22 protein-coding genes are annotated in these 25,825 nt (G+C 71.8%); 12 read left to right on the top strand and 10 right to left on the bottom strand.

The genetic code is table 11. The features are described from left to right. Positions 1–51: 51 nt before the first annotated feature. Complete coding sequence (locus QC385_RS10790) at positions 52–1,566, bottom strand: M1 family metallopeptidase (RefSeq protein ID WP_279541039.1); 1,515 nt, start codon at positions 1,564–1,566, stop codon at positions 52–54. A 201-nt stretch (positions 1,567–1,767) separates the two neighbouring features. Here QC385_RS10790 and QC385_RS10785 point away from each other — a divergent pair, with 201 nt between their 5' ends. From QC385_RS10785 to QC385_RS10775, 3 genes are all read left to right on the top strand, one after another. Beyond that, the gene (locus QC385_RS10785) at positions 1,768–3,723 is read left to right on the top strand and encodes a Xaa-Pro dipeptidyl-peptidase (RefSeq protein ID WP_279541038.1); all 1,956 of its coding nucleotides are present in this window, start codon (positions 1,768–1,770) and stop codon (positions 3,721–3,723) included. 50 nt (positions 3,724–3,773) lie between these two features. Then, positions 3,774–5,075, top strand: coding sequence for a M14 family metallopeptidase (locus QC385_RS10780; protein ID WP_443032881.1), 1,302 nt, complete (start codon positions 3,774–3,776; stop codon positions 5,073–5,075). Positions 5,076–5,157: 82 nt separating this feature from the next. Next, complete coding sequence (locus QC385_RS10775; RefSeq protein WP_279541037.1) at positions 5,158–6,882, top strand: BCCT family transporter; 1,725 nt, start codon at positions 5,158–5,160, stop codon at positions 6,880–6,882. 87 nt (positions 6,883–6,969) lie between these two features. Here the strand turns inward: QC385_RS10775 and QC385_RS10770 are convergent, their stop codons facing one another. Next, the gene (locus QC385_RS10770) at positions 6,970–7,917 is read right to left on the bottom strand and encodes an NAD(P)/FAD-dependent oxidoreductase (RefSeq protein ID WP_279541036.1); all 948 of its coding nucleotides are present in this window, start codon (positions 7,915–7,917) and stop codon (positions 6,970–6,972) included. Positions 7,918–7,983: 66 nt separating this feature from the next. Between QC385_RS10770 and QC385_RS10765 the strand changes: the two genes are divergently transcribed. Then, positions 7,984–9,006, top strand: coding sequence for an oxidoreductase (locus QC385_RS10765; RefSeq protein WP_279541035.1), 1,023 nt, complete (start codon positions 7,984–7,986; stop codon positions 9,004–9,006). Between the two features lie 46 nt (positions 9,007–9,052). Continuing rightward, positions 9,053–10,693, top strand: a complete 1,641-nt coding sequence (locus tag QC385_RS10760; RefSeq protein ID WP_279541034.1) for an ABC-F family ATP-binding cassette domain-containing protein — start codon at positions 9,053–9,055, stop codon at positions 10,691–10,693. On the opposite strand, the gene QC385_RS10755 is transcribed toward QC385_RS10760, so the two are convergent. From QC385_RS10755 to QC385_RS10740, 4 genes are all read right to left on the bottom strand, one after another. Beyond that, positions 10,690–11,247, bottom strand: a complete 558-nt coding sequence (locus QC385_RS10755) for a putative glycolipid-binding domain-containing protein (protein ID WP_279541033.1) — start codon at positions 11,245–11,247, stop codon at positions 10,690–10,692. The genes QC385_RS10760 and QC385_RS10755 overlap by 4 nt on opposite strands. Positions 11,248–11,352: 105 nt before the next feature. Then, positions 11,353–13,743, bottom strand: a complete 2,391-nt coding sequence (locus tag QC385_RS10750; protein ID WP_279541032.1) for a Tex family protein — start codon at positions 13,741–13,743, stop codon at positions 11,353–11,355. 101 nt (positions 13,744–13,844) lie between these two features. Further along, positions 13,845–13,976 carry an LPFR motif small protein gene (locus tag QC385_RS10745; RefSeq protein WP_010042827.1) on the bottom strand — a complete coding sequence of 44 codons (132 nt, stop codon included), beginning with the start codon at positions 13,974–13,976 and terminating at the stop codon, positions 13,845–13,847. 139 nt (positions 13,977–14,115) lie between these two features. Next, positions 14,116–14,985: an SCO6745 family protein gene (locus tag QC385_RS10740; protein ID WP_279541031.1), complete on the bottom strand. Its 870-nt coding sequence runs from the start codon at positions 14,983–14,985 to the stop codon at positions 14,116–14,118. Between the two features lie 114 nt (positions 14,986–15,099). Here QC385_RS10740 and QC385_RS10735 point away from each other — a divergent pair, with 114 nt between their 5' ends. Beyond that, positions 15,100–16,059, top strand: a complete 960-nt coding sequence (locus QC385_RS10735) for a GlxA family transcriptional regulator (protein ID WP_279541030.1) — start codon at positions 15,100–15,102, stop codon at positions 16,057–16,059. Between the two features lie 27 nt (positions 16,060–16,086). Continuing rightward, the gene (locus tag QC385_RS10730; protein ID WP_279541029.1) at positions 16,087–16,722 is read left to right on the top strand and encodes a DJ-1/PfpI family protein; all 636 of its coding nucleotides are present in this window, start codon (positions 16,087–16,089) and stop codon (positions 16,720–16,722) included. On the opposite strand, the gene QC385_RS10725 is transcribed toward QC385_RS10730, so the two are convergent. Next, a complete protein-coding gene (locus tag QC385_RS10725; protein WP_279541028.1) occupies positions 16,709–17,464 on the bottom strand; it encodes an enoyl-CoA hydratase/isomerase family protein in 756 nt (251 codons plus the stop codon). The two genes, QC385_RS10730 and QC385_RS10725, sit on opposite strands and share 14 nt — an antisense overlap. Before the next feature lie 218 nt (positions 17,465–17,682). On the opposite strand from QC385_RS10725, the gene QC385_RS10720 reads away from it, so the two are divergent. Next, on the top strand, positions 17,683–18,189 hold the full coding sequence (locus tag QC385_RS10720; RefSeq protein ID WP_279541244.1) for an ATP-binding protein: 507 nt from the start codon (positions 17,683–17,685) through the stop codon (positions 18,187–18,189). Positions 18,190–18,211: 22 nt separating this feature from the next. On the opposite strand, the gene idi is transcribed toward QC385_RS10720, so the two are convergent. The 3 genes from idi to galE form a co-directional block, all read right to left on the bottom strand. Continuing rightward, positions 18,212–18,805, bottom strand: coding sequence for an isopentenyl-diphosphate Delta-isomerase (idi, locus tag QC385_RS10715; protein WP_279541027.1), 594 nt, complete (start codon positions 18,803–18,805; stop codon positions 18,212–18,214). Between the two features lie 300 nt (positions 18,806–19,105). Further along, positions 19,106–20,044: a cation diffusion facilitator family transporter gene (locus QC385_RS10710; RefSeq protein WP_279541026.1), complete on the bottom strand. Its 939-nt coding sequence runs from the start codon at positions 20,042–20,044 to the stop codon at positions 19,106–19,108. Between the two features lie 170 nt (positions 20,045–20,214). Then, a complete protein-coding gene (gene galE, locus QC385_RS10705; RefSeq protein ID WP_279541025.1) occupies positions 20,215–21,186 on the bottom strand; it encodes a UDP-glucose 4-epimerase GalE in 972 nt (323 codons plus the stop codon). 278 nt (positions 21,187–21,464) lie between these two features. Between galE and QC385_RS10700 the strand changes: the two genes are divergently transcribed. The 4 genes from QC385_RS10700 to QC385_RS10685 are packed head-to-tail and all read left to right on the top strand — an operon-like array spanning position 21,465 to position 25,825. Further along, complete coding sequence (locus tag QC385_RS10700) at positions 21,465–23,270, top strand: DUF5941 domain-containing protein (RefSeq protein ID WP_279541024.1); 1,806 nt, start codon at positions 21,465–21,467, stop codon at positions 23,268–23,270. Continuing rightward, positions 23,267–24,019 carry a phosphocholine cytidylyltransferase family protein gene (locus QC385_RS10695; protein ID WP_086854303.1) on the top strand — a complete coding sequence of 251 codons (753 nt, stop codon included), beginning with the start codon at positions 23,267–23,269 and terminating at the stop codon, positions 24,017–24,019. Before QC385_RS10700 ends, QC385_RS10695 begins: the two co-directional genes overlap by 4 nt. Then, the gene (locus QC385_RS10690) at positions 24,007–25,068 is read left to right on the top strand and encodes an iron-containing alcohol dehydrogenase family protein (RefSeq protein WP_279541023.1); all 1,062 of its coding nucleotides are present in this window, start codon (positions 24,007–24,009) and stop codon (positions 25,066–25,068) included. The genes QC385_RS10695 and QC385_RS10690 overlap by 13 nt, the downstream gene beginning before the upstream one ends. Beyond that, positions 25,046–25,825: a CDP-alcohol phosphatidyltransferase family protein gene (locus tag QC385_RS10685; protein ID WP_279541022.1), complete on the top strand. Its 780-nt coding sequence runs from the start codon at positions 25,046–25,048 to the stop codon at positions 25,823–25,825. Before QC385_RS10690 ends, QC385_RS10685 begins: the two co-directional genes overlap by 23 nt.

Here is a 25,825-nt window from a genome sequence, read left to right as displayed (position 1 = left end):
GGTGCCGCTGCGCCCACCCGTGCCAGCCCCAACCGGCGCGACTGCCCGCAGCTAGGACCCGTGCTCCGCACCCGCGTGCTCGTGTACCCCGTTCGTCGCCGCGATCTTCTTCCACGACCTCGGCTGCGGCACAGCCTCCGCCCCCTTCGCCACCGCCGCGGCCCGGGCCGCCGGCACCCCCGGCTTCGACGGCTGATACAGCCACGTGTCGAACAGGGCGGACAGCGGCTTGCCCGACACCTCCTCGGCGTACCGCTGGAAGTCGGCGACCGACGCGTTGCCGTGGGCGTACTTCTGCGGCCAGCCCTCGAGGATCGCGAAGAACGACTCGTCGCCGATCTCGTTGCGCAGCGCCTGCACGGCCAGCGCGCCCCGGTCGTACACCGCGATGTTGAACTGGTTCTCCGGGCCCGGGTCCCCGGGCTTCACCGTCCAGAACGGGTCGTCGGCGGGATGCGAGGCGTACACGTAGTCGGCGAGTTCCTGCGCCGTGCCCTCGCCCTCGTGCTCGGACCACAGCCACTGCGCGTACCGCGCGAAGCCCTCGTTGATCCAGATGTCCTTCCAGCGCTTGAGCGACACGTCGTCGCCGTACCACTGGTGCGCCAGCTCGTGGACGACGAGGGAGACGTTGGACCCGTTCGCGAACTGCCGCGGGCTGTAGAACGGCCGGGTCTGGGTCTCCAGCGCGTACCCGGTGGTGGTGTTCGGCACATAGCCGCCGAGCGCGTTGTAGGGGTACGGCCCGAAGTAGCCCGTCAGCCAGTCGGCGATCTCCCCGGTCCGTTCGAGGCTCGCCCGCGCCGCGCCGGCGTGGCCGCCCAGGTCCTTGCTGTAGGCGTTGAGGACCGGAATGCCGCTCTCGGTCGTGCCGGTCGTGATGTCGAACTTCCCGACCGCGAGCGTGGCGAGGTACGTGGCCTGAGGCTTGTCGGAGCGCCAGTTCCAGCGGGTCCAGCCGAGACGCGAACTCGTGGACTGGAGGGTGCCGTTGGAGATGGCCTGCGTGCCGTCCGGGACCAGCACGGACACGTCGTAGGTGGCCTTGTCGAGCGGGTGGTCGTTGCTCGGGAACCACCACGCCGCCGCCTCGGGCTCGTTCGCCGCGACGCCCCCGTCCGGGGTGCGGTGCCAGCTGGTGAAGCCGTACGCCTTCTCCGACGACGGCACGCCGCGGTAACGCACGACGACCGTGACGGGCGTGCCCTTGGCCAGCGGGGTCTTCGGCGTGATCTCCAGCTCGTGCTCGCCCGACGTCCGGAACGACGCCTTCGCGCCGTTGACGCGCACCTCGCCGACGTCCAGAAGGAAGTCCAGGTTGAAGCTGGACAGGTCCTGAGTGGTGCGGGCCACGAGGGTCGCCGTGCCCTCGAGCTCGTCCGTGGCCGGCTGGTACTTCAGCCTCAGGTCGTAGTGGGAGACGTCGTACCCGCCGTTGCCGGAGGCCGGGTAGTAGGGGTCACCGATACCCGGTGCGCCGGGGGAGTGGGGTGCGGCCGATGCCGGGATCGCCAGCAGGAGGACAGCCGCGGCCAGGGCTCCCGGCGCGATGATTCTGCGGTGCACGCAAGACTCCAAGTCGTAGGGTCCCGAGGTCTGTTCGGAGCTTAATGACTCCCTGTGCCTCTGATCATGTCCATGGCCCCTGTTGTCACACGATCGCCATTCGGCCGACATGAGACATCCGACCCCGGGGACCATCCGGGACACGCCGGTCCGTCAGCTGCCCTCTTCTGAACAGGAGTTCACCGATGTAGCGTCCGCCGCATGCCGAAACGCACGCGCTTCACGACCTGGAGACCGCTCGCGACGGCGGCCACGGCCGCCCTGGTGGCCACGCTGCTCACCCCGGCCGCGGCGGACGCCGCCCCGCGCGAGAGCCGACCCGTCCACTCGTACGACAACGCCATCCGCGAGGCCGTCTGGGTGGACACCGGACTCGACGGCGACCGCGACGGCAAGGCCGACCGGGTAGCCGTGGACATCGTCCGCCCCCGCGAACCCGCCCGGCAGGGCCGCAAGGTCCCCGTCATCATGGACGCCAGCCCGTACTACTCCTGCTGCGGGCGCGGCAACGAGAGCCAGAAGAAGACGTACGACGCGAACGGCGACGTCAACCAGATGCCGCTGTACTACGACAACTACTTCGTGCCCCGCGGCTACGCCTTCGTCGGCGTCGACCTGGCCGGAACCAATCGCTCCAACGGGTGCGTCGACGTCGGCGGCCGCTCCGACGTCCAGTCAGCGAAGGCCGTCGTCGACTGGCTCAACGGCCGTGCCAAGGCCTACACGACCCGCACCGGCACCACCCGCGCCAAAGCGGCCTGGACCAACGGCAAGACCGGCATGATCGGCAAGAGCTGGGACGGCACCATCGCCAACGGCGTCGCCGCGACCGGCGTCGAGGGCCTGAAGACCATCGTCCCGATCAGCGCCATCTCCTCCTGGTACGACTACTACTTTCAGCAGGGCGCCCCGCTTTACGACTCCGGCCCCGAATGGCTGTCCGACTACGTCAACAGCCCCGGCGTCCGCGCCAAGTGCGCCGCCGTGCAGCGCAAGCTCGTCGACGGGGCCCCGCGCACCGGCGACTGGACCCCGCTGTGGACCGAGCGCGACTACGTCAGGGCGGCGCGGAAGGTCAAGGCCAGCGTCTTCCTCGTGCACGGCATGCAGGACCTCAACGTGCGGATGAAGCACGTCGGCCAGTGGTGGGACGCCCTGGCGAAGAACGGCGTCGAGCGCAAGATCTGGCTCTCCCGGACCGGCCACGTCGACCCCTTCGACTTCCGCCGCGCCACCTGGGTCGACACCCTCCACCGCTGGTTCGACCACGAACTCATGGGCTACGACAACGGCATCGACCGCGAGCCCATGGCCGACATCGAACGCGCGCCCGACCAGTGGACCACCTCGAAGACCTGGCCGCCGAACGGCACCCGGGCCACCACCCTGCGCCCCGACCGAGGCGCCCAGGCGGGCGTCGGCACCCTCGGCCTGCGCCGCGGCCACGGCACCACGGCCTTCACCGACAACCCGGAGCTGAGCGAGACCGACTGGGCCGCGCGGATCGACAAGCCGACACGGGAGAAGGCAGGTTTCGTCACCAGGCCGCTCACCCGCGGACTGCGCCTGTCCGGCTCCTCCGAGGTCACCGTCACCGCGACGCCCTCCACCCCGACGGCCCACCTCTCCGCCGTCCTCGTGGACATCGGCCCCGCCACCATCCGCGACTACGCCGACGCGGGCGAGGGCATCACCACCCTCACCGGCCGCACCTGCTGGGGCGCGAGCACCGCGGGCGACAGCTCCTGCTTCAAGGAGACGAAGGCGAAGACCGCGGACGTCGACTACACGATCGTCAGCCGCGGCTGGGCCGACCTCGGCAACCACGCCTCCGACCTGACGGGCGCCCCGCTCACCCCGGGCAAGCGGTACACGATCACCCTCGACCTGGCGGCGACCGACCACGTCGTCCCCAAGGGCCACCGCCTGGCGCTGATCGTCGCGGGCACCGACAAGGGCCTCATCGACCCTCCCGCGGACAAGCCCAAGCTGACCGTCGACCTGTCCCGCACCTCGGCGCGCGTCCCGTTCGTCGGCGGAGCCACCGCCTTCGCCCGCGCCACCACGGGCGCCGCCTCCGCCCTACCCGGCGCCACCCTCCTGGACGGCGTACGGGATCCGCTCACCGCTCACCGCATCCCGGGGGGAAGCCAGTGACCCGCGACACCGCAGTCAGGAGCGCGCCCCGCGACACCGCGGCCGGGCCCGTGGCCCGCAAGGCGGCGGGCAGGACCGCGACGCGCGTCCGTGCCCTGACGCTGACCGCCGCGGCCGTCGCCGCTTGCCTGGTCGCCGTCCCGGCCCGGGCCACCACCGATTCCCCGCCCCGCACCGGCTTCGAGCAGACGAACGGCGCCCGCTGGACCACCCAGCCCGAGGAGCAGGACTTCCTCAAGGCCGTGGAGCGGTCGAGCAGCCGCGTCTCGATGACCCGCTTCGGGACGACGAAGCAGGGCCGCCCGCTCCAGCTGGTCCGGATCGGCACCCACCCGACGCCCAACAAGGTGCTGCTCGTGTGCACCCAGCACGGCGACGAACCCGCAGGCCGCGAGGCCTGCCTGACCACGGTCCGCGACCTCGCGTACGCCCGCGACAGCAGCACCCGGCGCTTCCTCGACCGCACCACGGTCCTCGTCGTGCCCACCGCCAACCCCGACGGCCGGGCCGCCGACACCCGGGGCAACAGCGACGGCGTGGACATCAACCGCGACCACCTGGCGCTCCGGACCGCCGAAGGCCGGGCGCTGGCCAAGCTCATCCGCGACCAGCGTCCCGACCTCGTCTACGACCTGCACGAGTACGGCGCCACACCCCCGTACTACGACGAGGACCTCTTCGACCTGTGGCCGCGCAACCTCAACACCCATGAGGCGGTCCACGACGAGGCGAAGACCCTCTCCGAGAAGTACGTCCGCCCCGCGGCGCGGCGGGCCGGGCACTCGGCCGGCACCTACGGCATCTGGACCGACCCCGAGACCGGCGAGCCGGTCAAGCAGGTCGCCGGAGACGGCCAGGAGCGCATTTTGCGCAATATGTCCGGCATCAAGCACGGCATCGGTCTGCTCATCGAGAGTCGCGTCGACCCGCTCACCGATGCCGAGAAGGCGGACGAGGCGCTGAACAACCGCCGCCGGGTCACCTCTCAACTGGACGCGCTGGACGGGCTGTTCGGATACGCCGAGCAGCGCCGCGGCGCGGTCGAGGCGGCGACGGGCCGGGCCCGGCTCGCGGGATACGCCACCACCGGCCCCGTCTACGCAGGCGGCGCCGACAACGACGCGCCCGAACCGGCCGAGGTGATCCAGGACCCGCCCTGCGGCTACCGGCTCACGGCCGCCCAGTACGCCGAGGTGGGAGACGAACTCGCGCTGCACGGCGTGCGCGTACGCCGGGACGCGGAGGGCGTGCTCGTACCCCTGCGCCAGTCCCTGCGGGCGCTCGTGCCGCTGCTGCTCGACGAGCGCGGAACGTACCACCTGACGGCAGGGAAACCGGAAACGCAATGTTGAGGGGGGTGAAATTGCGCCACACGTGGTAGGGGCGTTACGGAGGACTTACGTTCCTCCTACGTCCCAATGAAAGGTGCCGCCTGTGACGCACGACCGACCAAGTGAAAGCGACCACCAAGCAGGGGCCGCGCTTCCGGGTTCGGAAGCGGGCCTCCCCGGTCAGGAACGTCCAAAAACCGACCGAATTGTCTTCGGCGTCACGGCCGTGCTCACTCTCGCCTTCGTGGTCTGGGGAGCCGCGGCGACCGATTCGCTCGAAGACGTCTCCACCAGCATGCTCGGCGGGCTGATGCACAACGGCGGCTGGGCGTTCATGCTCGCCGCCTCCGCCTTCGTCGTCTTCGCCCTCTGGCTCGCGGCCAGCCGCTACGGCCGTATCCACCTCGGGGCCGAGGGCGAGGAGCCCGAATTCCGCACGGTCTCCTGGGTCGCGATGATGTTCAGCGCCGGCATGGGCATCGGCCTGATGTTCTACGGCGTGAGCGAGCCGTTGTCGCACTACTCGACGGCCCCGCCGGGCACCAACCCGGCCGACTCCGGTGATCGCATGGAAACGGCCATGGCCACCACCCTGTTCCACTGGACGCTCCACCCCTGGGCGATCTACGCCGTGGTGGGCCTCGCCATCGCCTACAGCACCTTCCGCAGGCGGCGCCGCCAGACCATCAGCGCCGTCTTCACGCCGTTGATCGGCAAGAAGCACGCGAACGGCGCCGTCGGCCGCGTCATCGACATCCTCGCGATCGTCGCGACCGTCTTCGGTTCCGCCGCGTCCCTGGGGCTCGGCGCGCTTCAGATCGGCTCCGGTGTGCAGGAGCTGAACTGGATGGACAAGGTGAGCACCGGGCTGCTCGTCACGATCATCGCGGTGCTGACCCTGGCCTTCGTCGCATCCGCGGTCTCGGGTGTGGAGCGCGGCATCCAGTGGCTGTCCAACACCAACATGGTGCTGGCGCTGGTGCTCGCCCTGTTCGTGTTCGTGGCGGGTCCGACCATCATCGTCCTCGACCTGCTGCCCACGTCCGTCTTCGCCTACCTCGGCGACCTGCCCCAGCTGGCCGGCCGGACGGAGGCCAGCGGCGGGGAGGGTGTCGCGGACTGGCTGAGCAGCTGGACCGTCTTCTACTGGGCGTGGTGGATCTCCTGGACGCCGTTCGTGGGCATGTTCATCGCCCGCATCAGCCGGGGCCGCACGATCCGGCAGTTCGTCGGCGGTGTCATCCTCGTGCCCAGCACGGTCAGCCTCGTCTGGTTCGCGGTCTTCGGCGGCTCGGCGATGAAGATGCAGGAACAGGGCAGGCTCGGCAAGGAGCAGACCCCGGAGGGCCAGCTCTTCGACGTGCTCCAGCAGTTCCCCATCGCCACCGCCACGAGCCTGCTCGTGATGGTCCTCGTCGGCATCTTCTTCGTGTCGGGCGCCGACGCGGCGTCGATCGTCATGGGCACCCTGTCGCAGAAGGGCGCGCTCGAACCGGGCCGTATGGTCGTGGTCTTCTGGGGCGTCGTCACCGGTGCGGTGGCCGCGATCATGCTCATGGTCGGCAGCGGCCAGGGCGACGCGCTGACGGGCTTGCAGAACCTCACGATCCTCGCGGCGGCCCCGTTCGTCGTCGTGATGGTCGGCATGTGCGTGTCCCTCATGCGCGATCTGCGCCGCGATCCGGTGATGGTGCGCGAGCAGATGGGCTCCGAGGCGGTGGAACTGGCCGTCATCGAAGGCCACAAGAAGTACGACGGCGACTTCGAGTTCCGCGTCGGCCCGGGCCGCGGCCCGGACGTCGAGGGCGACCCCATCGGCAAGCACTGACCCGATCGCTCCAGCCGCCTGACCCTGACGCCCTCGGCCGCCATCGGCCGGGGGCGTCTCGGTTCCAGCAGCCCGGGGCCGGCGGTCCTAGCCGACCAGCCGGGCAGCCTCCTCCGCGCACCCCCAGGCCACCGTCACGCCCGCGCCGCCGTGACCGTAGTTGTGGATCAGCGCACGGCCGTCCGGGAGGGTGTCGCGCTCCAGGCGGACGGCCGGGCGGGTCGGACGCAGCCCTACTCGGTGTTCCAGTACCCGCGCCCCGGCGATCTCCGGGCGCAGGGCCGCGCAGCGGCGGATGATCGCCTCGGCCGTCGCCGGGTCGGGTTCCAGCGACCACGCGTCCTCCTCCGCCGTACCGCCGAGGACGAGCCCGCCCGGCTGCGGAAACATGTACGCGTGCTCCCCGGCCGCGTCGGTGGAGACCAGCCAGGTGTCGATCCCGGGGTTCTCCACGACCACCAGCTGGCCGCGCACGGGCCGCACGGACGGATCCGGCACCAGCTCCCGCGCGGCGAGCCCCGTGCAGTTGATCACGACCGGCGCGTCGGCCTCGGCCAGACCGGACACCGTACGGGCCTCGACCACACCGCCCGCCGCCGCCAACCGCTCCCGCAGCCACGGCAGATGGACCGGCATGTCGATGAGCGGCAACCGCGCCCGGACCCCCGACCCCGCGTACTCGCCGGCCGTGGCCGCCCGCAGCTCCGGCATCCGCTCCGCCAGCGCCCCGTCGACCTCGTCGAGACGCGTCTCGCCCAGTACCCCTTCGACCATGCGTACGCCGCTCGCCCCGGGCCGCTCGGCCAGCTCCTCGTACACCTCGAGCGACCGCAACGCCCACACCCGCGCCAGCGCGACCGGCTCGATCCGGTACGGCCAGCACAGCGCACCCGCGACCGATGAGGTGGTCGCCTCGACGGGGTCCCGCGTCCACACCCGTACCCGCCGGCCCCGCTCGGCGAGAGCCACCGCCGTCGTCAGCCCGACCACCCCGCCACCGACCACCACGATCTCGCCGCCACGCTCACCAGTCATGCCCGGACCGTAGCGGAATGTGTCATGCCGTGCTCACATCACGCGCAGTGTGGGGATACTCACAGCATGTGTGCCGAGTACACGACCTTCGGCCTGGCACCCGCGATGCGGGCCGGCGGCGTCCTCACAGACGGTGGTTACCAGGTCCACCGGGACTTCGTGGACTTCATCGTCGACGGACGCCCGCTGCTGTTCCGGCTCTCCGACCTCGACGCGGTCTCCCCGCTCGCCTCCGACGTACCACCCTCGATCTTCACCGCGCAGGTCCGCAGCCTGCTCTTGGAGAGCCCGGCACCGCTGCCCGGCGGCCGCTACGTCGTCTACGGCTGCCCCGAGTGCGAGGACCTGGCCTGCGGCGCCGTCACCGCGGTCATCCGCCGGGACGGCGAGGACTTCATCTGGCGGGACTTCGCCTGGCAGACCGACGAACACGCCGATCTGGAGCTCAACGGCTACCACGGCATCGGCCCGTTCCGCTTCCGCGGCGCCGAATACCGCGTCGCGCTGAGCGCCCTGCTGAACGGCTCCGCCCCGGACACCCGCCGCCGCGTCCTGCTGATCGGCGCCCGCGTCGCCGTCCTGGCCAAGCTCGCCGCGGCGCTGCGCACCATCGGCGTCGGCGCCGACATCGCCCACGACACCGACCACGTGCCCGCCGACGAACTGCGCGGCTACGGCGCCGTCGCCTTCGGCCGCGGGACCGACGAGCGGGAACGTGCCGCCGTCCGCCACGCCTTCGAACGCGCCGAGGTCCCCGTCGCGTACGTCGACGGCCTCGCCCCGATCGTCCCCCTCCTCGTCGCCCAGATCGAACACGCCCTGGACCGCAGCCCGCTGGACCGGCGCCGCCTCACCGGCCTGACCGTCACCGACGGCGAGGCCGACGTCGAGGTCACCTCCGCCTGCCGGGTCACCCTCACCGCGTACCGCCTCGACCGGCTCTCCCGCACCCACACCCACGAGATCTTCGACGGCGTCCTGGAACCGGGCCGCCACCGCGTCGCCCTCGACACCAAGGCGGTGAAGGGGCAGTCCTTCCTGGTGGCGCGCACCGCCACCAGCGTGCTGGTGACGGCCGTGACCCCCTGAAACCCAGCCGCGGACCGCCCGGGACGGCCGTTAGGATCGCGGTCTGATGACTGCCACCCTCGTCGCCAAGAACCTCGCCGCCGGCCACGGCGACCGCTCCCTGTTCACCGGGCTCGACCTCGTCGTCGCGCCCGGCGACGTGATCGGCCTGGTCGGAGCCAACGGCGCCGGCAAGTCCACCCTGCTCAGGATGCTCGCCGGACTCACCGCCCCCGAGCAGGGCGAGCTGCGCCTGTCCCCGCCGACCGCCACCGTCGGCCACCTGCCGCAGGAGCCGGACCGCCGCCCCGGCGAGACCGTACGGGCGTTCCTGGCCCGCCGCACCGGCGTGGCCGAGGCCCAGCGCACCATGGACGAGGCGACCCAGGCCCTGGTCGACGGGGCCCCCGGCGCCGACGACGCCTACGCCACGAGCCTGGAGCGCTGGCTCGGACTCGGCGGCGCCGACCTCGACGAACGCGCCGAGGAGGTCGCCGACTCCCTGGGCCTCGCGGTCGACCTCGACCAGCTGATGACGTCACTGTCCGGCGGCCAGGCCGCCCGCGCCGGCCTCGCCTCCCTGCTCCTGTCCCGCTACGACGTCTTCCTCCTCGACGAGCCCACCAACGACCTCGACCTCGACGGCCTGGAGCGCCTCGAACGCTTCGTGAGCGGCCTGCGCGCCGGGACGGTGGTCGTCAGCCACGACCGCGAGTTCCTCACCCGCACCGTCACCAAGGTCCTCGAACTCGACCTCGCCCAGCGGCAGATCAACCTCTACGGCGGTGGCTACGAGGCCTACCTGGAGGAGCGGGAGGTCGCCCGCAGGCACGCCCGCGACGAGTTCGAGGAGTACGCCGACAAGAAGTCGGCGCTCCAGGACCGCGCGCAGACGCAGCGCTCCTGGATGGACAAGGGCGTGAAGAACGCGCGCCGCAAGGCGGGCAACGACAACGACAAGATCGGCCGCAAGTTCCGCAGCGAGGCCAGTGAGAAACAGGCCGCGAAGGCCCGGCAGACCCAGCGCATGATCGAGCGGCTGGACGTCGTCGAGGAGCCCCGCAAGGAGTGGGAGCTGCGCATGGAGATCGCGTCGGCCCCGCGCTCGGGCGCCGTCGTGGCGACCCTGCGGGACGCGGAGGTGCGTCGCGGCGGCTTCGTGCTCGGCCCGGTGTCCCTCCAGATCGACTGGGCGGACCGGGTGGCGGTGACGGGAGCGAACGGCGCCGGCAAGTCCACCCTGCTCGCCGCCCTGCTCGGGCGTGTCCCGCTCGACGCCGGGCACGCGGCGCTCGGCTCGGGCGTCCTGCTCGGCGAGGTCGACCAGGCCCGCAAACTGTTCCACGGCCAGGAGCCCCTGATGGACGCCTTCCGCGCGGCCGTCCCGGACACCGAACCGGCCGAGGTCCGCACCCTCCTGGCCAAGTTCGGCCTCAAGTCGGACCACGTCCTGCGCCCCGCGGCGACCCTCTCCCCGGGCGAGCGCACCAGAGCCGCCCTGGCGCTGCTCCAGGGCCGGGGCGTCAACCTCCTGGTCCTCGACGAGCCGACCAACCACCTCGACCTGCCCGCCATCGAGCAGTTGGAGTCGGCCCTCGACTCCTACGAGGGCACCCTCCTGCTGGTCACCCACGACCGCCGCATGCTCGACGCCGTACACGTCACGCGCCGCCTGGAGGTGGCGGACGGCAAGGTGACCGAGCGCTAACGGGCCGTCAGGCGGCGGGCCAGCCGGGGGTAGTCGACGACGTACCCCTCCTCGTCGAACTCCAGGTCGCTGCGGAAGTCACCGGAGGCATACCGGACCCGCCCGGGTCCGAGATGCGTGTACGTCTGCCGGGACGGCCGCACCGCCAGGTCCGGCACCGACACCCAGGCCATCAGGAACTCCCGTTCGCCGGGAGCCCGATGCAGCCCGTGACGGAGCACCGGCATGGTGTTGGTGAGCGGGCACAGCCCCAAGTCGCAGTCGAGGGCGCCGTCGACACCGGGCAGCGGCTCGCCGTTTCCGGTCCACGTGCCATGACCGTCGTGCCGCAGGTCGAGAACGCGTTCCTGCGCCGCTGTCTCCACTGTGACGCTCAGCCGCCGGGTCACGAACCCTTCAGCGGTTTCGAGCTCGTACGAGACCCAGTACGGCTCGGGGACGGTTCCAACAGCCCGCCCGCGCGCCCGCATCGCACCGCCCCCGAGGCCGACCCAGGCGGTCTCGACCCCCCGGCTCGCGGACACGTCCCAGGTGATGACACGCGAAGCAGACATACCGGCCACTCTAGATCGTGAAGGGCGCGAAGCGCCTCTTCACCAGGGCTGTGGGGAACTGCGCGACCAGCCACAACGGGCCCGCAGCTCCCCACAGCCGAACGGTCAACGCTTGCCGTTCTTGGGGTCGACCAGGCCCGCGCGGCGCAACGCGTCGGCCATCGCGCCGTTGGCAGGCGGAGGCGCCTGACGCGAACCGCCACCGCCACCGCCGCCACGGCCGCCGCCACGACCACCCTGCCGCTGCTGCGGCGGACGCCCGCCCCGCTGCCTGCGCTCGCCCGTGCCGTCCTGCCCCTGCGGGGCCGCCTCGTCGTCCAGGCGCAGCGTCAGCGAGATCCGCTTGCGCGGGATGTCGACGTCGAGGACCTTCACCTTGACGATGTCCCCGGGCTTCACCACGTCCCGCGGGTCCTTGACGAACGTCTTCGACATCGCGGAGACGTGCACCAGACCGTCCTGGTGGACGCCGACGTCCACGAACGCGCCGAACGCGGCGACGTTCGTCACGACACCTTCCAGGATCATCCCGGCCGACAGGTCGGAGATCTTCTCCACGCCCTCCTTGAAGACGGCCGTCTTGAAGGCCGGACGTGGGTCGCGGCCGGGCTTCTCCAGCTCCTTGAGGATGTCGGTGACCGTCGGCAGACCGAACGTCTCGTCCACGAAGTCCTGCGGCTTCAGCGAGCGCAGCACCCCGGTGTTGCCGATGAGCCCACCGACCTCCTGCCCGGCGGTCTTCACCATGCGCCGGACCACCGGGTAGGCCTCCGGGTGCACGCTGGACGCGTCCAGCGGGTCGTCACCGCCGCGGATCCGCAGGAAGCCCGCGCACTGCTCGTACGCCTTCGGGCCCAGCCGCGCCACCTTCTTCAGCTCACCGCGGGACTTGAACGGGCCGTTGGCGTCCCGGTGCGACACGATGTTCTCGGCGAGCCCGGAGGTGATGCCGGAGACCCGGGCGAGCAGGGGGGCCGACGCCGTGTTGACGTCCACGCCCACGCCGTTCACGCAGTCCTCCACCACCGCGTCCAGCGAACGCGACAGCTTCACCTCGGACAGGTCGTGCTGGTACTGGCCGACACCGATCGACTTCGGGTCGATCTTCACCAGCTCGGCCAGCGGGTCCTGGAGCCGCCGGGCGATCGACACGGCGCCGCGCAGCGACACGTCCATGTCGGGCAGTTCCTGCGAGGCGAAGGCGGACGCCGAGTACACGGACGCCCCGGCCTCGGACACCATCACCTTCGTGAGGTTCAGCTCCGGGTGCTTGGCGATCAGTTCCCCGGCGAGCTTGTCGGTCTCACGGGACGCCGTGCCGTTGCCGATGGCGATCAGCTCGACCGCGTGCTCCTTCGCCAGCCGGGCCAGCTTGGCGATGGCCTCGTCCCACCGGTTGGCCGGGACGTGGGGGTGGATGACGTCCGTGGCGACGACCTTGCCGGTCGCGTCGACGACGGCCACCTTCACGCCCGTGCGGAAACCGGGGTCGAGGCCGAGCGTCGCGCGCGTGCCCGCCGGGGCGGCGAGCAGCAGGTCGCGCAGGTTGGCCGCGAAGACCCGCACCGCCTCGTCCTCGGCGGCCGTGCGCAGCCGCAGCCGCAGGTCGATGCCGAGGTGGACGAGGATGCGGGTGCGCCAGGCCCAACGCACGGTGTCCAGCAGCCACTTGTCGCCGGGCCGGCCCCGGTCGGCGATCCCGAACCGGTGCGCGACCGTCCCCTCGTACGACGACGGGCCGTCCGTCGGCTCCTCGGGCTCCAGGACGAGGTCGAGGACCTCCTCCTTCTCGCCGCGCAGCATCGCCAGGATGCGGTGCGAGGGCAGCTCGGTGAACGGCTCGGCGAAGTCGAAGTAGTCGGCGAACTTCGCGCCCGCCTCCTCCTTGCCCTCCCGCACCTTGGCGGCCAGCCGCCCGCGCACCCACATGCGCTCGCGCAGCTCGCCGATCAGGTCGGCGTCCTCCGAGAACCGCTCGGTGAGGATCGCCCGGGCGCCGTCGAGGGCCGCCTGCGGATCGGCCACGCCCTTGTCGGCGTCGACGAACGCGGCGGCCGCGGCGAGGGGCTCGACGGTCGGATCGCCGAGCAGCCCCTCCGCCAGCGGCTCGAGACCGGCCTCACGCGCGATCTGCGCCTTGGTACGCCGCTTGGGCTTGTACGGGAGGTAGATGTCCTCCAGGCGCGCCTTGGTCTCCGCGCCCCGGATCCGCGCCTCCAGTTCCTCGGTGAGCTTGCCCTGCTCGCGCACCGAGTCCAGGATCGCCGCCCGCCGCTCCTCCAGCTCCCGCAGATAGCGCAGCCGCTCCTCGATCGTGCGCAGCTGCGCATCGTCGAGCATCTCGGTCGCTTCCTTGCGGTAGCGGGCGATGAAGGGCACCGTAGAACCGCCGTCCAGCAGTTCCACGGCGGCCCTGACCTGCCGCTCCCGTACGCCGAGCTCCTCGGCGATCCTGCCTTCGATGGACCCTACTTCGAGGGACCCGGGTGTCGTCACGATCCCGTACCGCCTATCCACTGAGGTTGCGCGGCAATTGTGGCAGGTGGCACCGACACTCGGGGGTCAGGGCGGCACCCGGCAGGTCGGGACCGTTCTTGTCAGACCCTGCGGCTGCGGGTGGAGGACGAAGCGCCGCCGAAGAGCCGGGCCAGGGCCCGGAAGGGCAGGGTCACGACGGTGGCGATGGCACCGCCGATCTGGCGCAGCACATCTGCAATGGCACGGAACACGAAATTCCCCTTTCTCCTCTCCCGACCGCAGCGGCCGGGAGGGAACGGGTACCTCGCCAAGGCCTCACCATGCGTCACGGCCGAACACCTGCCCGGCACGGTGCGCAGATGAGGGGCGGGCCGCTTCCGTAAGCCCCGGTCAGCGCTTGCCGAGCAAGTCCGCCGGAAAGGCCCCGGCCGCGAGCGCCGCCTGCGCGAACGCCGCCCCCAGCTCGGTCAGCCGCGCCACCCCCTCCGCGCCCAGGTGCTCGTACGGTGCCCGGTCCAGGCGGTCCGTCTCCTGCTCGATCTCCTCGCGCAGGGCGACACCGCGCTCGGTGAGCTCGCCGGCCGCGTCCAGCAGCCCGCGCTCACGCAGCCGGCCCGCCGCCGCGTCCCAGTCCTCCTGGGTCCAGCCCCGGCTGCCGAAGACCCACTTCGGTGCCATGCCCTTGCCCGTCGCCGTGTGGGTCACCATGGCCTCCAGCCCGTCCAGCCCCGCGGACATCAGCACGGCCAGATGCCCGTCGCCCCGGTGCTCGCGCAGCAGGGTGGCCGCATGCCAGTACGCGAGGTGCGGCTCCTCGGGGACGGGCAGGTCGGCATGGGCGGCGTACAGCGGCCGCGCCCCGCGCGAGCAGGCCTCGGTGGCGTGCAGCGCCAGCCGCGCGGCCTCGGCCATCTCCGCCGACGCCAGGGCCTCTTCGCCGAGCAGGCGGCGCAGCGTCGCGTCGACCGCACGCGCGCGTGCCGCCAGCACCTGGCCGGGCGTCGCGGTCTCCCACACCGCCGGCACGTGCCGGGCCACGAGTTCGTACTTGTAGTTGTAGAAGGCCGCCGCCACCGTCCCGGCCCCGACCGGTCCGAGGGCGGCGGCCCGCACGGCGAAGTTCACGGCGCGGGGTCGAGTGATCCCGACAGCACCCAGTTCCCGCCCCAGATCCGGCGAGAAGTAGTGCGTCGCGTGCAGGGAGTTGAGCACGTTCTGGCAGCGTCGGCCGGCGAGCGGCGAGAGGGCGGCAGTCGTCATGCCCGGCAGGTTACCAACCGCTTGGTATGTCCTCTACGGCCGTGCCCCTCATGGCAGAAAAGGTGGGGGACTCGTCATTGCGGTCACACTCCGGACCCGCGAAGAATCGACGGCATGGCCCAGCGCACCGTTCTCGCCGTCCTCTTCGAGGGCGTGCAGAGCCTCGATGTCACCGGGCCCGTGGAGGTCTTCGCGGGCGCGGAGCTGCTCTCCCCGGACGCGTACCGGATCCGCACGGCGTCCCTGGACGGCGCGCCGGTGCGCACGACCAGCGGCCTGACCCTCGTACCCGACGAGTCCCTGACCACGGCGTCCGACCCGGACATCCTCCTGGTTCCCGGGGGGACGGGCTCCCTGCGCCCCGACCCGCGCCTGGTCGACTGGGTACGCGAGCACGGGCCGCGGGCCGCCCGGCTGGTCTCCGTGTGCACCGGCGCGGCCGTGCTCGCCGCGGCCGGCCTGCTGGACGGCCGCCGGGCAACGACCCACTGGGCGTACTGCGACCAGCTCGTCCGTGACCACCCGGCCGTCGAGATCGACCCCGACCCCGTCTACGTACGCGACGGACACATCTCCACGTCGGCCGGTGTCACCGCCGGCATCGACCTCGCCCTCGCCCTGGTGGAGGAGGATCTGGGCCGGGACGCCGCCCTCACCATCGCCCGCCACCTGGTCGTGTTCCTGCGCCGGCCCGGCAATCAGGCCCAGTTCAGCGCCCAGCTCGCCGCCCAGACCGCACACCGCGAGCCACTGAGGGAGGTCCAGCGCTTCATTGCCGACCGCCCTGACGCCGACCTCTCCGTCGAGGCCCTCGCCACCCGCGCCCGCCTGTCTCCCCGCCACTTCGCCCGCGACTTCCGGTCCGAGACCGGTATGACGCCGGGCCGGTACGTGGACCGGGTCCGCCTCGAACACGCCCGCCGCCTGCTGGAGGACACCGCCGACGGCATCGGGGAGATCTCCCGCACCAGCGGCTACGGCACCCCCGAGGCCATGCGCCGGGCCTTCGTCAAGGCTCTGGGCACGCCCCCGGCCGAGTACCGCCGCCGCTTCCGCCCCGCGACGACCCCCTGAACCCCGCCCGACCAACGAGAGGGACCCATGCAGATCGCCATTGTCCTCTACGACGGCTTCACCGCTCTCGACGCCATCGGCCCCTACGAGACCCTCGGCCGGCTTCCGGACGCGGAGACCGTCTTCGTCGCCGAGGAGACCGGCCCCGTACGGAACGACTCCCGGAACCTCGCGTTCCTCGCCGAACGGACCCTGGCCGACGTACCGAACCCCGACATCATCGTGGTCCCCGGCGGCCCGGGCCCGCTCCCCTTAGCGGCGGACGGGCCCCTGCTCACCTGGCTGCGCACCGCCGACGCCACCAGCACCTGGACGACGTCCGTGTGCACCGGCTCCCTGCTGCTCGCCGCCGCCGGACTCCTCCAGGGGCGCCGCGCGACCTCCCACTGGCTGGCCCTGGAGGAGCTGAAGCGCCACGGCGCCGAGCCCACGGGGGAGCGGGTCGTCACCGACGGCAAGTACGTCACCGCCGCCGGCGTCTCCTCCGGCATCGACATGGGCCTGACCCTGCTCGGCCGGATCGCCGGCGACGACCACGCGCAGATCGTCCAGCTCGCCACCGAGTACGACCCGCAGCCGCCCTACGACGCCGGATCACCCGAGAAGGCGCCCACGCACATCGTCGAACTGCTCCGGTCGCACGCGGACGTCATCCTGACGTAGGCACACTCCAGCCGAACCGCGGCTGCCTGCGCTCCAGGAACGCGGCGACGCCCTCGGCGGTGTCGCCGCTCTCGCGTGCCTGTGCGGCCCAGTGGACGTCGCGGTCCGTGCGCCCGTTCGCGAACTCCTTGGCCGCGGCCTGCGTCAGCTGCGAACGGGACACCAGGACCCGGGTGAACTCGGCGACGCGCTTGCCCAGTTCCCCCTCGGGCAGCACCTCGTCGGCCAGCCCGGTGCGCAGCGCACGCTCCGCGTCGATCAGTTCGCCGGAGAACAGGAGGTACTTGGCGGTGGCGGGCCCGACCACGGAGACCAGCCGCCGGGTCGAGGACGCCGGATAGACGATGCCGAGCTTCGCGGGCGTCACGCCGAACAGCGACCCCTCCTCGGCGAACCGCAGATCACAGGCCGCCGCCAGCTGCGCCCCACCGCCCACACAGTGCCCGCGCACCGCCGCCAGCGTCGGCTTCGGGAACGCGGCGAGCGCCTCCTCCGCCTCCACGGCCAGCCGCTGCGCCTCCTCCGGCGAGCCCCGCAGCGTCGAGATGTCGGCCCCGGCGCAGAACGTCCCGCCCTCGCCGGTGAGCACCAGCGCCCGCACGGCCGGATCGCCCGCGAGCCCCTCCAGCAACGGCGGCAGGGAGCGCCACATGGCGGCCGTCATGGCGTTGCGCTTCTCGGGATGGCGGATGACGACCGTCGCGACCGAGTCGGTCACGCTGTACAGCAGCTGCGGCTCCATGGGCCGGATGCTATCCGGATGCCAAACCCGTACAACCCGAATAGTTCGCCGAGACGGCACAACAGGGACAGGACCAGTCCCACAACTGACCGTGTCATACGCCAACGGTCAGAAGTGCTCGATACTTGCTGACTTCTGGTCAGCTCCGGGGTAGGGAGCGCCTCGTTACCAACACTCGGGGTGTGGCGACAATCGAGCGCGAGGGTGGCGACCGGACGATGGACAACGACGGGCGTGGGTTCGGTCCACGCCCAGAGGGCGGCGCGGCGCCCCTCGGCCAGGGGCCCGAGGATCCGCTGCCGTACGAAGGGGTCTGGCGGTTCACCGCACCAGCGGTCGACGCCTCGGTGCCGCAGGCGCGGCACGCCGTACGGGACCTGCTGCTGCGTCAGGGGGTGCCCGTCTCGGACGACCTGGCCCAGGGGCTGCTGCTGATCGTCTCGGAGCTGGTGACGAACGCCGTGAAGCACGCGGCGGTGCTCTCGCCGACCATCGCCGTCGAGCTGGCCGTCGGCGCCGAGTGGCTGCGCGTGTCCGTGGAGGACAGCCACCCGTACCGGCCGACCGCACTGGAGACCGATCACGGCCGGACCGGCGGCCGCGGACTGCTGCTGGTGCGCGAGATCACCCGGGAGGCGGGCGGGGTGTGCGAGGTCGACTACACCCCGAGCGGCGGCAAGGTGATCTGGGCCACCCTGCCGCTCAAACCCGCGCGCTACCTCTAGAGGGGTGCCGTCAGGGCCGTCGTCACCATCCGGCCGACGTGCCCGTCAGCTCCCTGATCGCCGGCCGGGCCGCGTCCAGGACGGTCATGAACCAGGACGAGAAGGTGTCCTTGGCGTGCCGCTCCGCCAGCTCGGGCGGGGTCACGAACGCCGTCGACGCCACCTCTTCCGGATCCGGCCGCAGCACGGCCTGCAGCATGCCGACGAAGAGGTGGTTGTACTCCTGCTCCACCAGGCCGGACTCCGGGTCCGGGTGGTTGTAGCGGACCGTGCCCGCCTCGGCCAGCAGGGAGGGGGAGGCGCCGAGCTCCTCGAAGGTCCGCCGCGCCGCCGCCGCGAAGGGCGCCTCACCCGGGTAGGGGTGGCCGCAGCAGGTGTTCGACCACACACCGGGGGAGTGGTACTTGCCCAGCGCCCGCTGCTGGAGCAGCAGCCGGCCGTACTCGTCGAAGAGGAACACGGAGAACGCGCGGTGCAGCTGCCCGGGCGGCTGGTGGGCGGTGAGCTTCTCCGCGGTGCCGATCGTCACGCCGTCCTCGTCGACCAGTTCCAGCAAAATCGCGTCTGCGGTGCCGTTCGACGGGCTGTGCGTCGCGGTGGCAGGTGTGATCGGCATACCCATCCTTCACATCGGTCTTCGCGCCCCAAGTCTGCCGTACGAATCCGGCACTCCCGGCACTTCGCGCCGCGCCCGCATGTCCCGCGCGGCGGCGCGGAGCGCGGACGGCGCCACTCGGCCCGGGAACAGGGACCCAGTAGGTGAGCGTGCCCGGCCCGGTGGGCCGAAAATCGTCTCCGCCGGTGCGGTGAGAGCCAGGGCGCGGGCGTGCGCCGGAGTGCTGCGTACCCCGGCGCACTCAAGACCGAATGCGCCCCACGAGCGCCATCAGCCCCACACGCCTCAGCAGGGGGCGCGTCAGTGACAGAGGTGCGCCTCGTGCTCCCGGTGCCCGCTCGGCTCCAGCTGGAAGGTGCAGTGCTCCACGTCGAAGTGGCCGCCGAGGCAGTCCTGGAGCTCGTGGAGCATCTTCTCGTGGCCTATCGCGCTCAGCACCTCCGAGCTGACGACCACGTGCGCCGACAGCACCGGCATGCCGGAGGTGATCGTCCAGGCGTGCAGGTCGTGGACGTCCTCCACCCCGTCGGTCGCCAGGATGTGGGCCCGCACCTCCGCCATGTCGACGCCCTTGGGTGCCGCCTCCAGCAGGACGTTCAGGGTCTCGCGCAGCAGCTTCACCGTGCGCGGCACGATCATCAGCGCGATGACGAGCGAGGCGATCGGGTCGGCGGCCTGCCAGCCGGTGAACATGATCACCAGGGCCGAGACGATCACGGTGACCGAACCCAGGGCGTCCGCCGCCACCTCCAGGAACGCGCCGCGCACGTTCAGGCTCTCCTTCTGGCCCCGCATCAGCAGCGCCAGCGACACCATGTTCGCGACCAGGCCGATGGCACCGAACACGACAGCGAGGTGGCCCTCGGTGTCCGCCGGGGTGACGAAGCGCTGGACCGACTCGTACACCACGTACCCGCCGACCCCGAGCAGCAGCAGACAGTTGGCCAGGGCGGCGAGTATCTCGGCGCGGGCGTATCCGAAGGTCGCCTGGTCGCTGGGCGGGCGGAGCGCGAAGCGGATCGCCAGCAGCGCCATGCCCAGGCCCAGCGCGTCCGTCGCCATGTGCGCCGAGTCCGCGACGAGCGCGAGCGAGTCGGCGAGCACCCCGCCGACGATCTGGACCACCACGATGCCGATCGTGATCGCCAGCGCGACCCGCAGCCTGCCGCGGTACGCCGAGGTCGCCGTACCGCCGGCCGGCGCGCCGTGCGCGTGCCCGTGATCGTGCCCAGCCCCCATGAAAGCCATCCTCCCGTGTCCGCCCGAGTACCCCTCTGATCGCGCTCGGCACCCCAGTGAACTACGGGGAGGGGGTATGTGCAACGCGGCACTGAACACCGTTGTCATGTGCCCTGACCTGCGGAAACGATGCGCAGGTCAGGGCGCCCTCAGCGGGTCGCGAGCCGCGCTCAGGAGCCGTGGTGCAGGAGCCAGCCCCGCCACGCCGACTCGGCCATCTCGCGCACCCCGCGCCGCGCGGTCCACCCGAGTTCCCCGGCCGCCCGGGCCGCCGAGGCGACCGCCCGCGGCGCGTCCCCGGGGCGGCGGCCCTCGACGAGCGGTGGCCGCCGGTCGCCGGTGACCTCGCCGATGACCGTGATGAGTTCACGCACCGAGACGCCCTCGCCCCGGCCGATGTTGACCGTCAGATCGCCCGTGACGTCCCCGCCGGCGAGCCGCCGCGCCGCCGCGAGATGCGCCTCGGCCAGATCGGCGACGTGAATGTAGTCACGGACGCAGGTGCCGTCCGGGGTCGGATAGTCGTCACCGAAGATCCTGGGCGCCTCGTCGCGCGTCAGCCGGTCGAAGACCATCGGGACGATGTTGAAGACACCCGTGTCGGCCAGTTCCGGCGCGGCGGCGCCCGCCACGTTGAAATAGCGCAGGCATACGGTGGAGATCCCGTGCGCGCGGCCCGCCGCCCGCACCAGCCACTCCCCGGCGAGCTTGGTCTCGCCGTACGGGTTGACCGGCGCACAGGGCGTGTCCTCCGTGATGAGGTCCACCCCCGGGTCGCCGTACACCGCGGCCGACGACGAGAACACGAAGCGCTCGATCCCGGCTTCGGCGACAGCGTCCAGGAGGGTCACCAGACCGCCCACGTTCTCCTGGTAGTACCGCGTCGGCCGCGCGACCGACTCGGCGACCTGCTTGCGCGCCGCGAGATGCACCACACCCGTCACGCCGTGCTCGGCGAACACCCGCTTCAGCAGGTCACCGTCGAGCGAGGAGCCCTCGACGAGCGGTACGTCCGCCGGGAGCCGAGCGGGCACGCCGAACGACAGGTCGTCCAGGGCGAGGACGCGCTCCCCGGCCTCGTTCATGGCCCTGGCCACGTGGGCCCCGATGTAGCCGGCCCCGCCGGTGATCAGCCAAGTCATGGTCGTCCACCCTATGCGGCCACGGCCGGACCCGGCGCGATGTCCCCGATGTCCGATCTGGGGGGCGCGGTTTGTGGGGCAAGCCCCGGATCCACGATGATGATCGCGGCAAGGGCTTGTGCGAACCACGTAGATCGATCTGCCGAACAGGCGGTGAACGTGGCCCTCCCGGCATCCGATAGCCTCTGCCGACATGCCGCCCGGGAGCTTCCGGTGCGGGCGCCCCCACCATGTACAGCACTGGCGCGGACGCGTCGGTCCCCAGGGAGTGAATTCGGTTGTCGACCGCCATCCTCACCGGTCAGCCGGTCCCCGGATCGTCGATCGAGGGCGATCTGCGGTCCCTCGGCTTCGACGTGCGGATGGCGGCCGACGCCGCCGAGGCGGAGACCCTGCTCGCCGGGGTGCCGGGCGAGGAGAGGGTCGCCCTGGTCGACGCCCGGTTCGTAGGGCATGTGCACGCGCTGCGCCTCGGTCTGACCGACCCCCGCTTCCCGCTCGCCGCGATCCCGGGCGCCGTCACGGCCCAGCCGGCCGGCCGCCAGGCCCTGACCCGGGCGATGGCCCGCGAGAACTCCGCGGGCGGCGGCACCACCCTCGTCGACAGCCTCGCCGACCGCATCCTCACCGCCCTCGACGCCGACGGCGCCGACGTGCACCGCCCCGAACTGGGCAGCCTCGTCGCCACCGTCCCCGCCGACCCGCAGGCCCGCAACGAGGCACGGCAGGCGGTGGCGGACGTCGACGACGAGGCCGTACGCCTGAAGTCCGCCGTGAAGTCCCGCGACGGCTTCTTCACCACCTACTGCATCAGCCCGTACTCCCGCTACATCGCCCGCTGGTGCGCCCGCCGCGGCCTGACCCCCAACCAGGTCACCACCGCCTCGCTCGTCACCGCCCTCATAGCGGCGGCCTGCGCGGCCACCGGCACCCGCGGCGGCTTCGTCGCGGCCGGCGTCCTGCTGATCGCGTCCTTCGTGCTGGACTGCACCGACGGCCAGCTCGCCCGCTACTCCCTCCAGTACTCCACGCTCGGCGCCTGGCTCGACGCCACCTTCGACCGGGCCAAGGAGTACGCCTACTACGCCGGACTCGCCCTCGGTGCCGCCCGCGGCGGAGACGACGTCTGGGCCCTCGCCCTCGGCGCCATGGTCCTCCAGACCTGCCGGCACGTCGTGGACTTCTCCTTCAACGAGGCCAACCACGACGCCACCGCCAACACCAGCCCCACCGCCGCCCTCTCCGACAAGCTCGACAGCGTCGGCTGGACGGTCTGGGTGCGCCGCATGATCGTCCTGCCGATCGGCGAGCGCTGGGCGATGATCGCGGTCCTCACGGCGGTGACGACTCCCCGTATCACCTTCTACGCGCTGCTCATCGGCTGCGCCTTCGCGGCGACCTACACGACGGCGGGCCGGGTGCTGCGGTCCCTGACCCGCAAGGCCCGGCGGACCGACCGGGCGGCCGGGGCGCTCGCCGACCTCGCGGACAGCGGCCCGCTCGCCCAGGGCGTCGCGGAGGCCCTCAAGAAGCCCGCGCGCAGGCTGCCGGGCTTCGCGACCCCCGCCGTCGCCCTCCTCGGCGGTCTCGCCGTGGTCCTCACGGCCGCGCTGACCGGCTTCGGCGGACCCTGGCCGATCGTCGCCGCCCTCGCCTACGCCCTCACCTCGGGTCTGGCCGTCGCCCGCCCCCTCAAGGGCGCCCTCGACTGGCTGGTCCCCCCGTTCCTCCGCGCCGCGGAATACGGCACCGTCCTGGTCCTGGCGGCCCGGGCGGACGTGAACGGAGCCCTTCCTGCGGCTTTCGGGCTGGTGGCCGCGGTCGCCTACCATCACTACGACACGGTGTACCGCATCCGCGGCAACGCCGGAGCGCCCCCGGCCTGGCTGGTGCGTTCCATCGGGGGGCACGAAGGACGGACGCTGCTGGTCACCGTCCTCGCCGCGCTGCTCACCGCCTCGCAGTTCACGGTCGCGCTCACGGTTCTCGCCGTGGCCGTGGCCCTGGTGGTGCTCGTCGAGAGCATCCGCTTCTGGGTGTCCGCAGGGGCGCCCGCCGTACACGATGAAGGAGAACCCGCATGATCGGCCTCGTGCTGGCGGCCGGCGCCGGACGGCGTCTGCGCCCCTACACCGACAGCCTTCCCAAGGCGCTGGTGCCGGTGGGGCCCGCGGGCATAGAGGGCGAACCCACGGTTCTCGACCTGACCCTCGCCAACTTCGCCGAGGTCGGCCTCACCGAGGCCGCGATCATCGTCGGCTACCGCAAGGAGGCCGTGTACGCGCGCAAGGAGGCGCTGGAGGCGAAGTACGGCCTCAAGCTCACCCTCATCGACAACGACAAGGCCGAGGAGTGGAACAACGCCTACTCCCTGTGGTGCGGGCGTGACGCCCTCAAGGACGGTGTGATCCTCGCCAACGGCGACACCGTCCACCCGGTCTCCGTCGAGAAGACGCTGCTCGCCGCCCGCGGCGACGGCAAGAAGATCATCCTCGCGCTGGACACCGTGAAGGACCTGGCCGACGAGGAGATGAAGGTCGTCGTCGACCCCGCCAAGGGCATGACGAAGATCACCAAGCTGATGGACCCCGCCGAGGCCACCGGCGAGTACATCGGCGTCACCCTCATCGAGGGCGACGCGGCCGCCGAACTGGCTGACGCGCTGAAGACCGTGTGGGAGACCGACCCGCAGCAGTTCTACGAGCACGGCTACCAGGAGCTGGTGAACCGCGGCTTCCGGATCGACGTGGCGCCGATCGGCGACGTCAAGTGGGTGGAGATCGACAACCACGACGATCTCGCCCGTGGACGGGAGATCGCATGCCAGTACTGACCCGGCTCATCCCCTCGCCGCTGGTCGTGGACATCCGCCCGGGTGCCCTCGACGACCTGGCGTGCGTCCTCGCCGACGAGCGCATCTCGCACTCCGGCCGCCTCGCCGTCGCGGTCAGCGGCGGCTCCGGCGCCAAGCTGCGCGAGCGCATCTCGCCCGGCATGCCCGGCGCCACCTGGTACGAGGTCGGCGGGGGCACCCTCGACGACGCGGTCCGGCTGGCCGGCGACATAAAGGCCGGCCATTACGACGCGGTCGTCGGCCTCGGCGGCGGCAAGATCATCGACTGCGCGAAGTTCGCCGCGGCCCGGGTCGGCCTGCCCCTGGTCGCCGTGCCCACGAACCTGGCGCACGACGGCCTGTGCTCGCCGGTCGCCACCCTCGACAACGACGCCGGCCGCGGCTCCTACGGCGTGCCGAACCCGATCGCGGTCGTCATCGACCTGGACGTCATCCGCGAGGCCCCGGTCCGCTTCGTCCGCGCCGGCATCGGCGACGCCGTCTCCAACATCTCGGCGATCGCCGACTGGGAGCTGGCCAACCGCGTCAAGGGCGAGCGGATCGACGGACTCGCCGCGGCCATGGCCCGCCAGGCCGGCGAGGCCGTACTGCGGCACCCGGGCGGCATCGGGGACAACGACTTCCTCCAGGTGCTCGCCGAGGCGCTGGTCCTCAGCGGCATCGCGATGTCGGTGTCCGGTGACTCGCGGCCGTCCTCCGGGGCGTGCCACGAGATCAACCACGCCTTCGACCTGCTCTATCCGAAGCGGGCCGCCGCCCACGGCGAGCAGTGCGGTCTCGGCGCGGCCTTCGCGATGTGGCTGCGCGGGGCGCACGAGGAGTCGGCCTACATGGCCGGGGTGCTGCGCCGGCACGGGCTGCCCGTGCTGCCGGACGAGATCGGCTTCACGACGGACGAGTTCGTCAAGGCCGTCGAGTTCGCCCCGGAGACCCGGCCCGGCCGCTACACCATCCTCGAACACCTCGACCTGAACACCGAACAGATCAAGGACACCTACGCCGACTATGTCAAGGCCATCGGTAGCTGAACTACGCCCCGTCGTTCACCCCGCGGGGGTGAAGGACCGGCGCAGCGGTGAGCACTGGATGGGACGCCTCTACATGCGTGAGGTGTCCCTGCGGGTCGACCGTTACCTGGTGAACACCCGGGTCACGCCCAACCAGCTCACGTACCTGATGACCGTCTTCGGTGTGCTCGCGGCCCCGGCACTGCTCGTGCCGGGGATCGCGGGCGCCGTCCTCGGCGTGGTGTGCGTCCAGATGTACCTGCTGCTGGACTGCGTCGACGGCGAGATCGCGCGCTGGAAGAAGCAGTACTCGCTCAACGGCGTCTACCTGGACCGCGTCGGCGCCTACCTCACCGACGCCGCCGTGCTCGTCGGCTTCGGCCTGCGCGCCGCCGACCTGTGGGGCACCGGCCGGATCGACTGGCTGTGGGCCTTCCTCGGCACCCTGGCCGCCCTCGGCGCCATCCTGATCAAGGCCGAGACCGACCTCGTCGGCGTCGCCCGGCACCAGACCGGAAAGCCGCCGGTCCAGGAGACCGCGTCCGAGATGCGCTCCTCCGGCATGGCGCTGGCCCGCAGGGCCGCCGCCGCGTTCAAGTTCCACCGCCTGATCCTCGGCATCGAGGCGTCGCTGCTGATCCTGGTCCTGGCGATCGTCGACCAGGCCCGCGGCGACCTGTTCTTCTCCCGGCTCGGCGTCGCCGTGCTGGCCGGCATCGCGCTGGTCCAGACCCTGCTGCACCTGGTCTCCATCCTCGCTTCGAGCAGGCTGAAGTGA

Source organism: Streptomyces sp. DH10 (genome assembly GCF_029813805.1).
Classification (GTDB): Bacteria; Actinomycetota; Actinomycetes; order Streptomycetales; family Streptomycetaceae; genus Streptomyces; species Streptomyces coeruleofuscus.
This window is presented reverse-complemented; position numbering and strand designations above follow the sequence as displayed.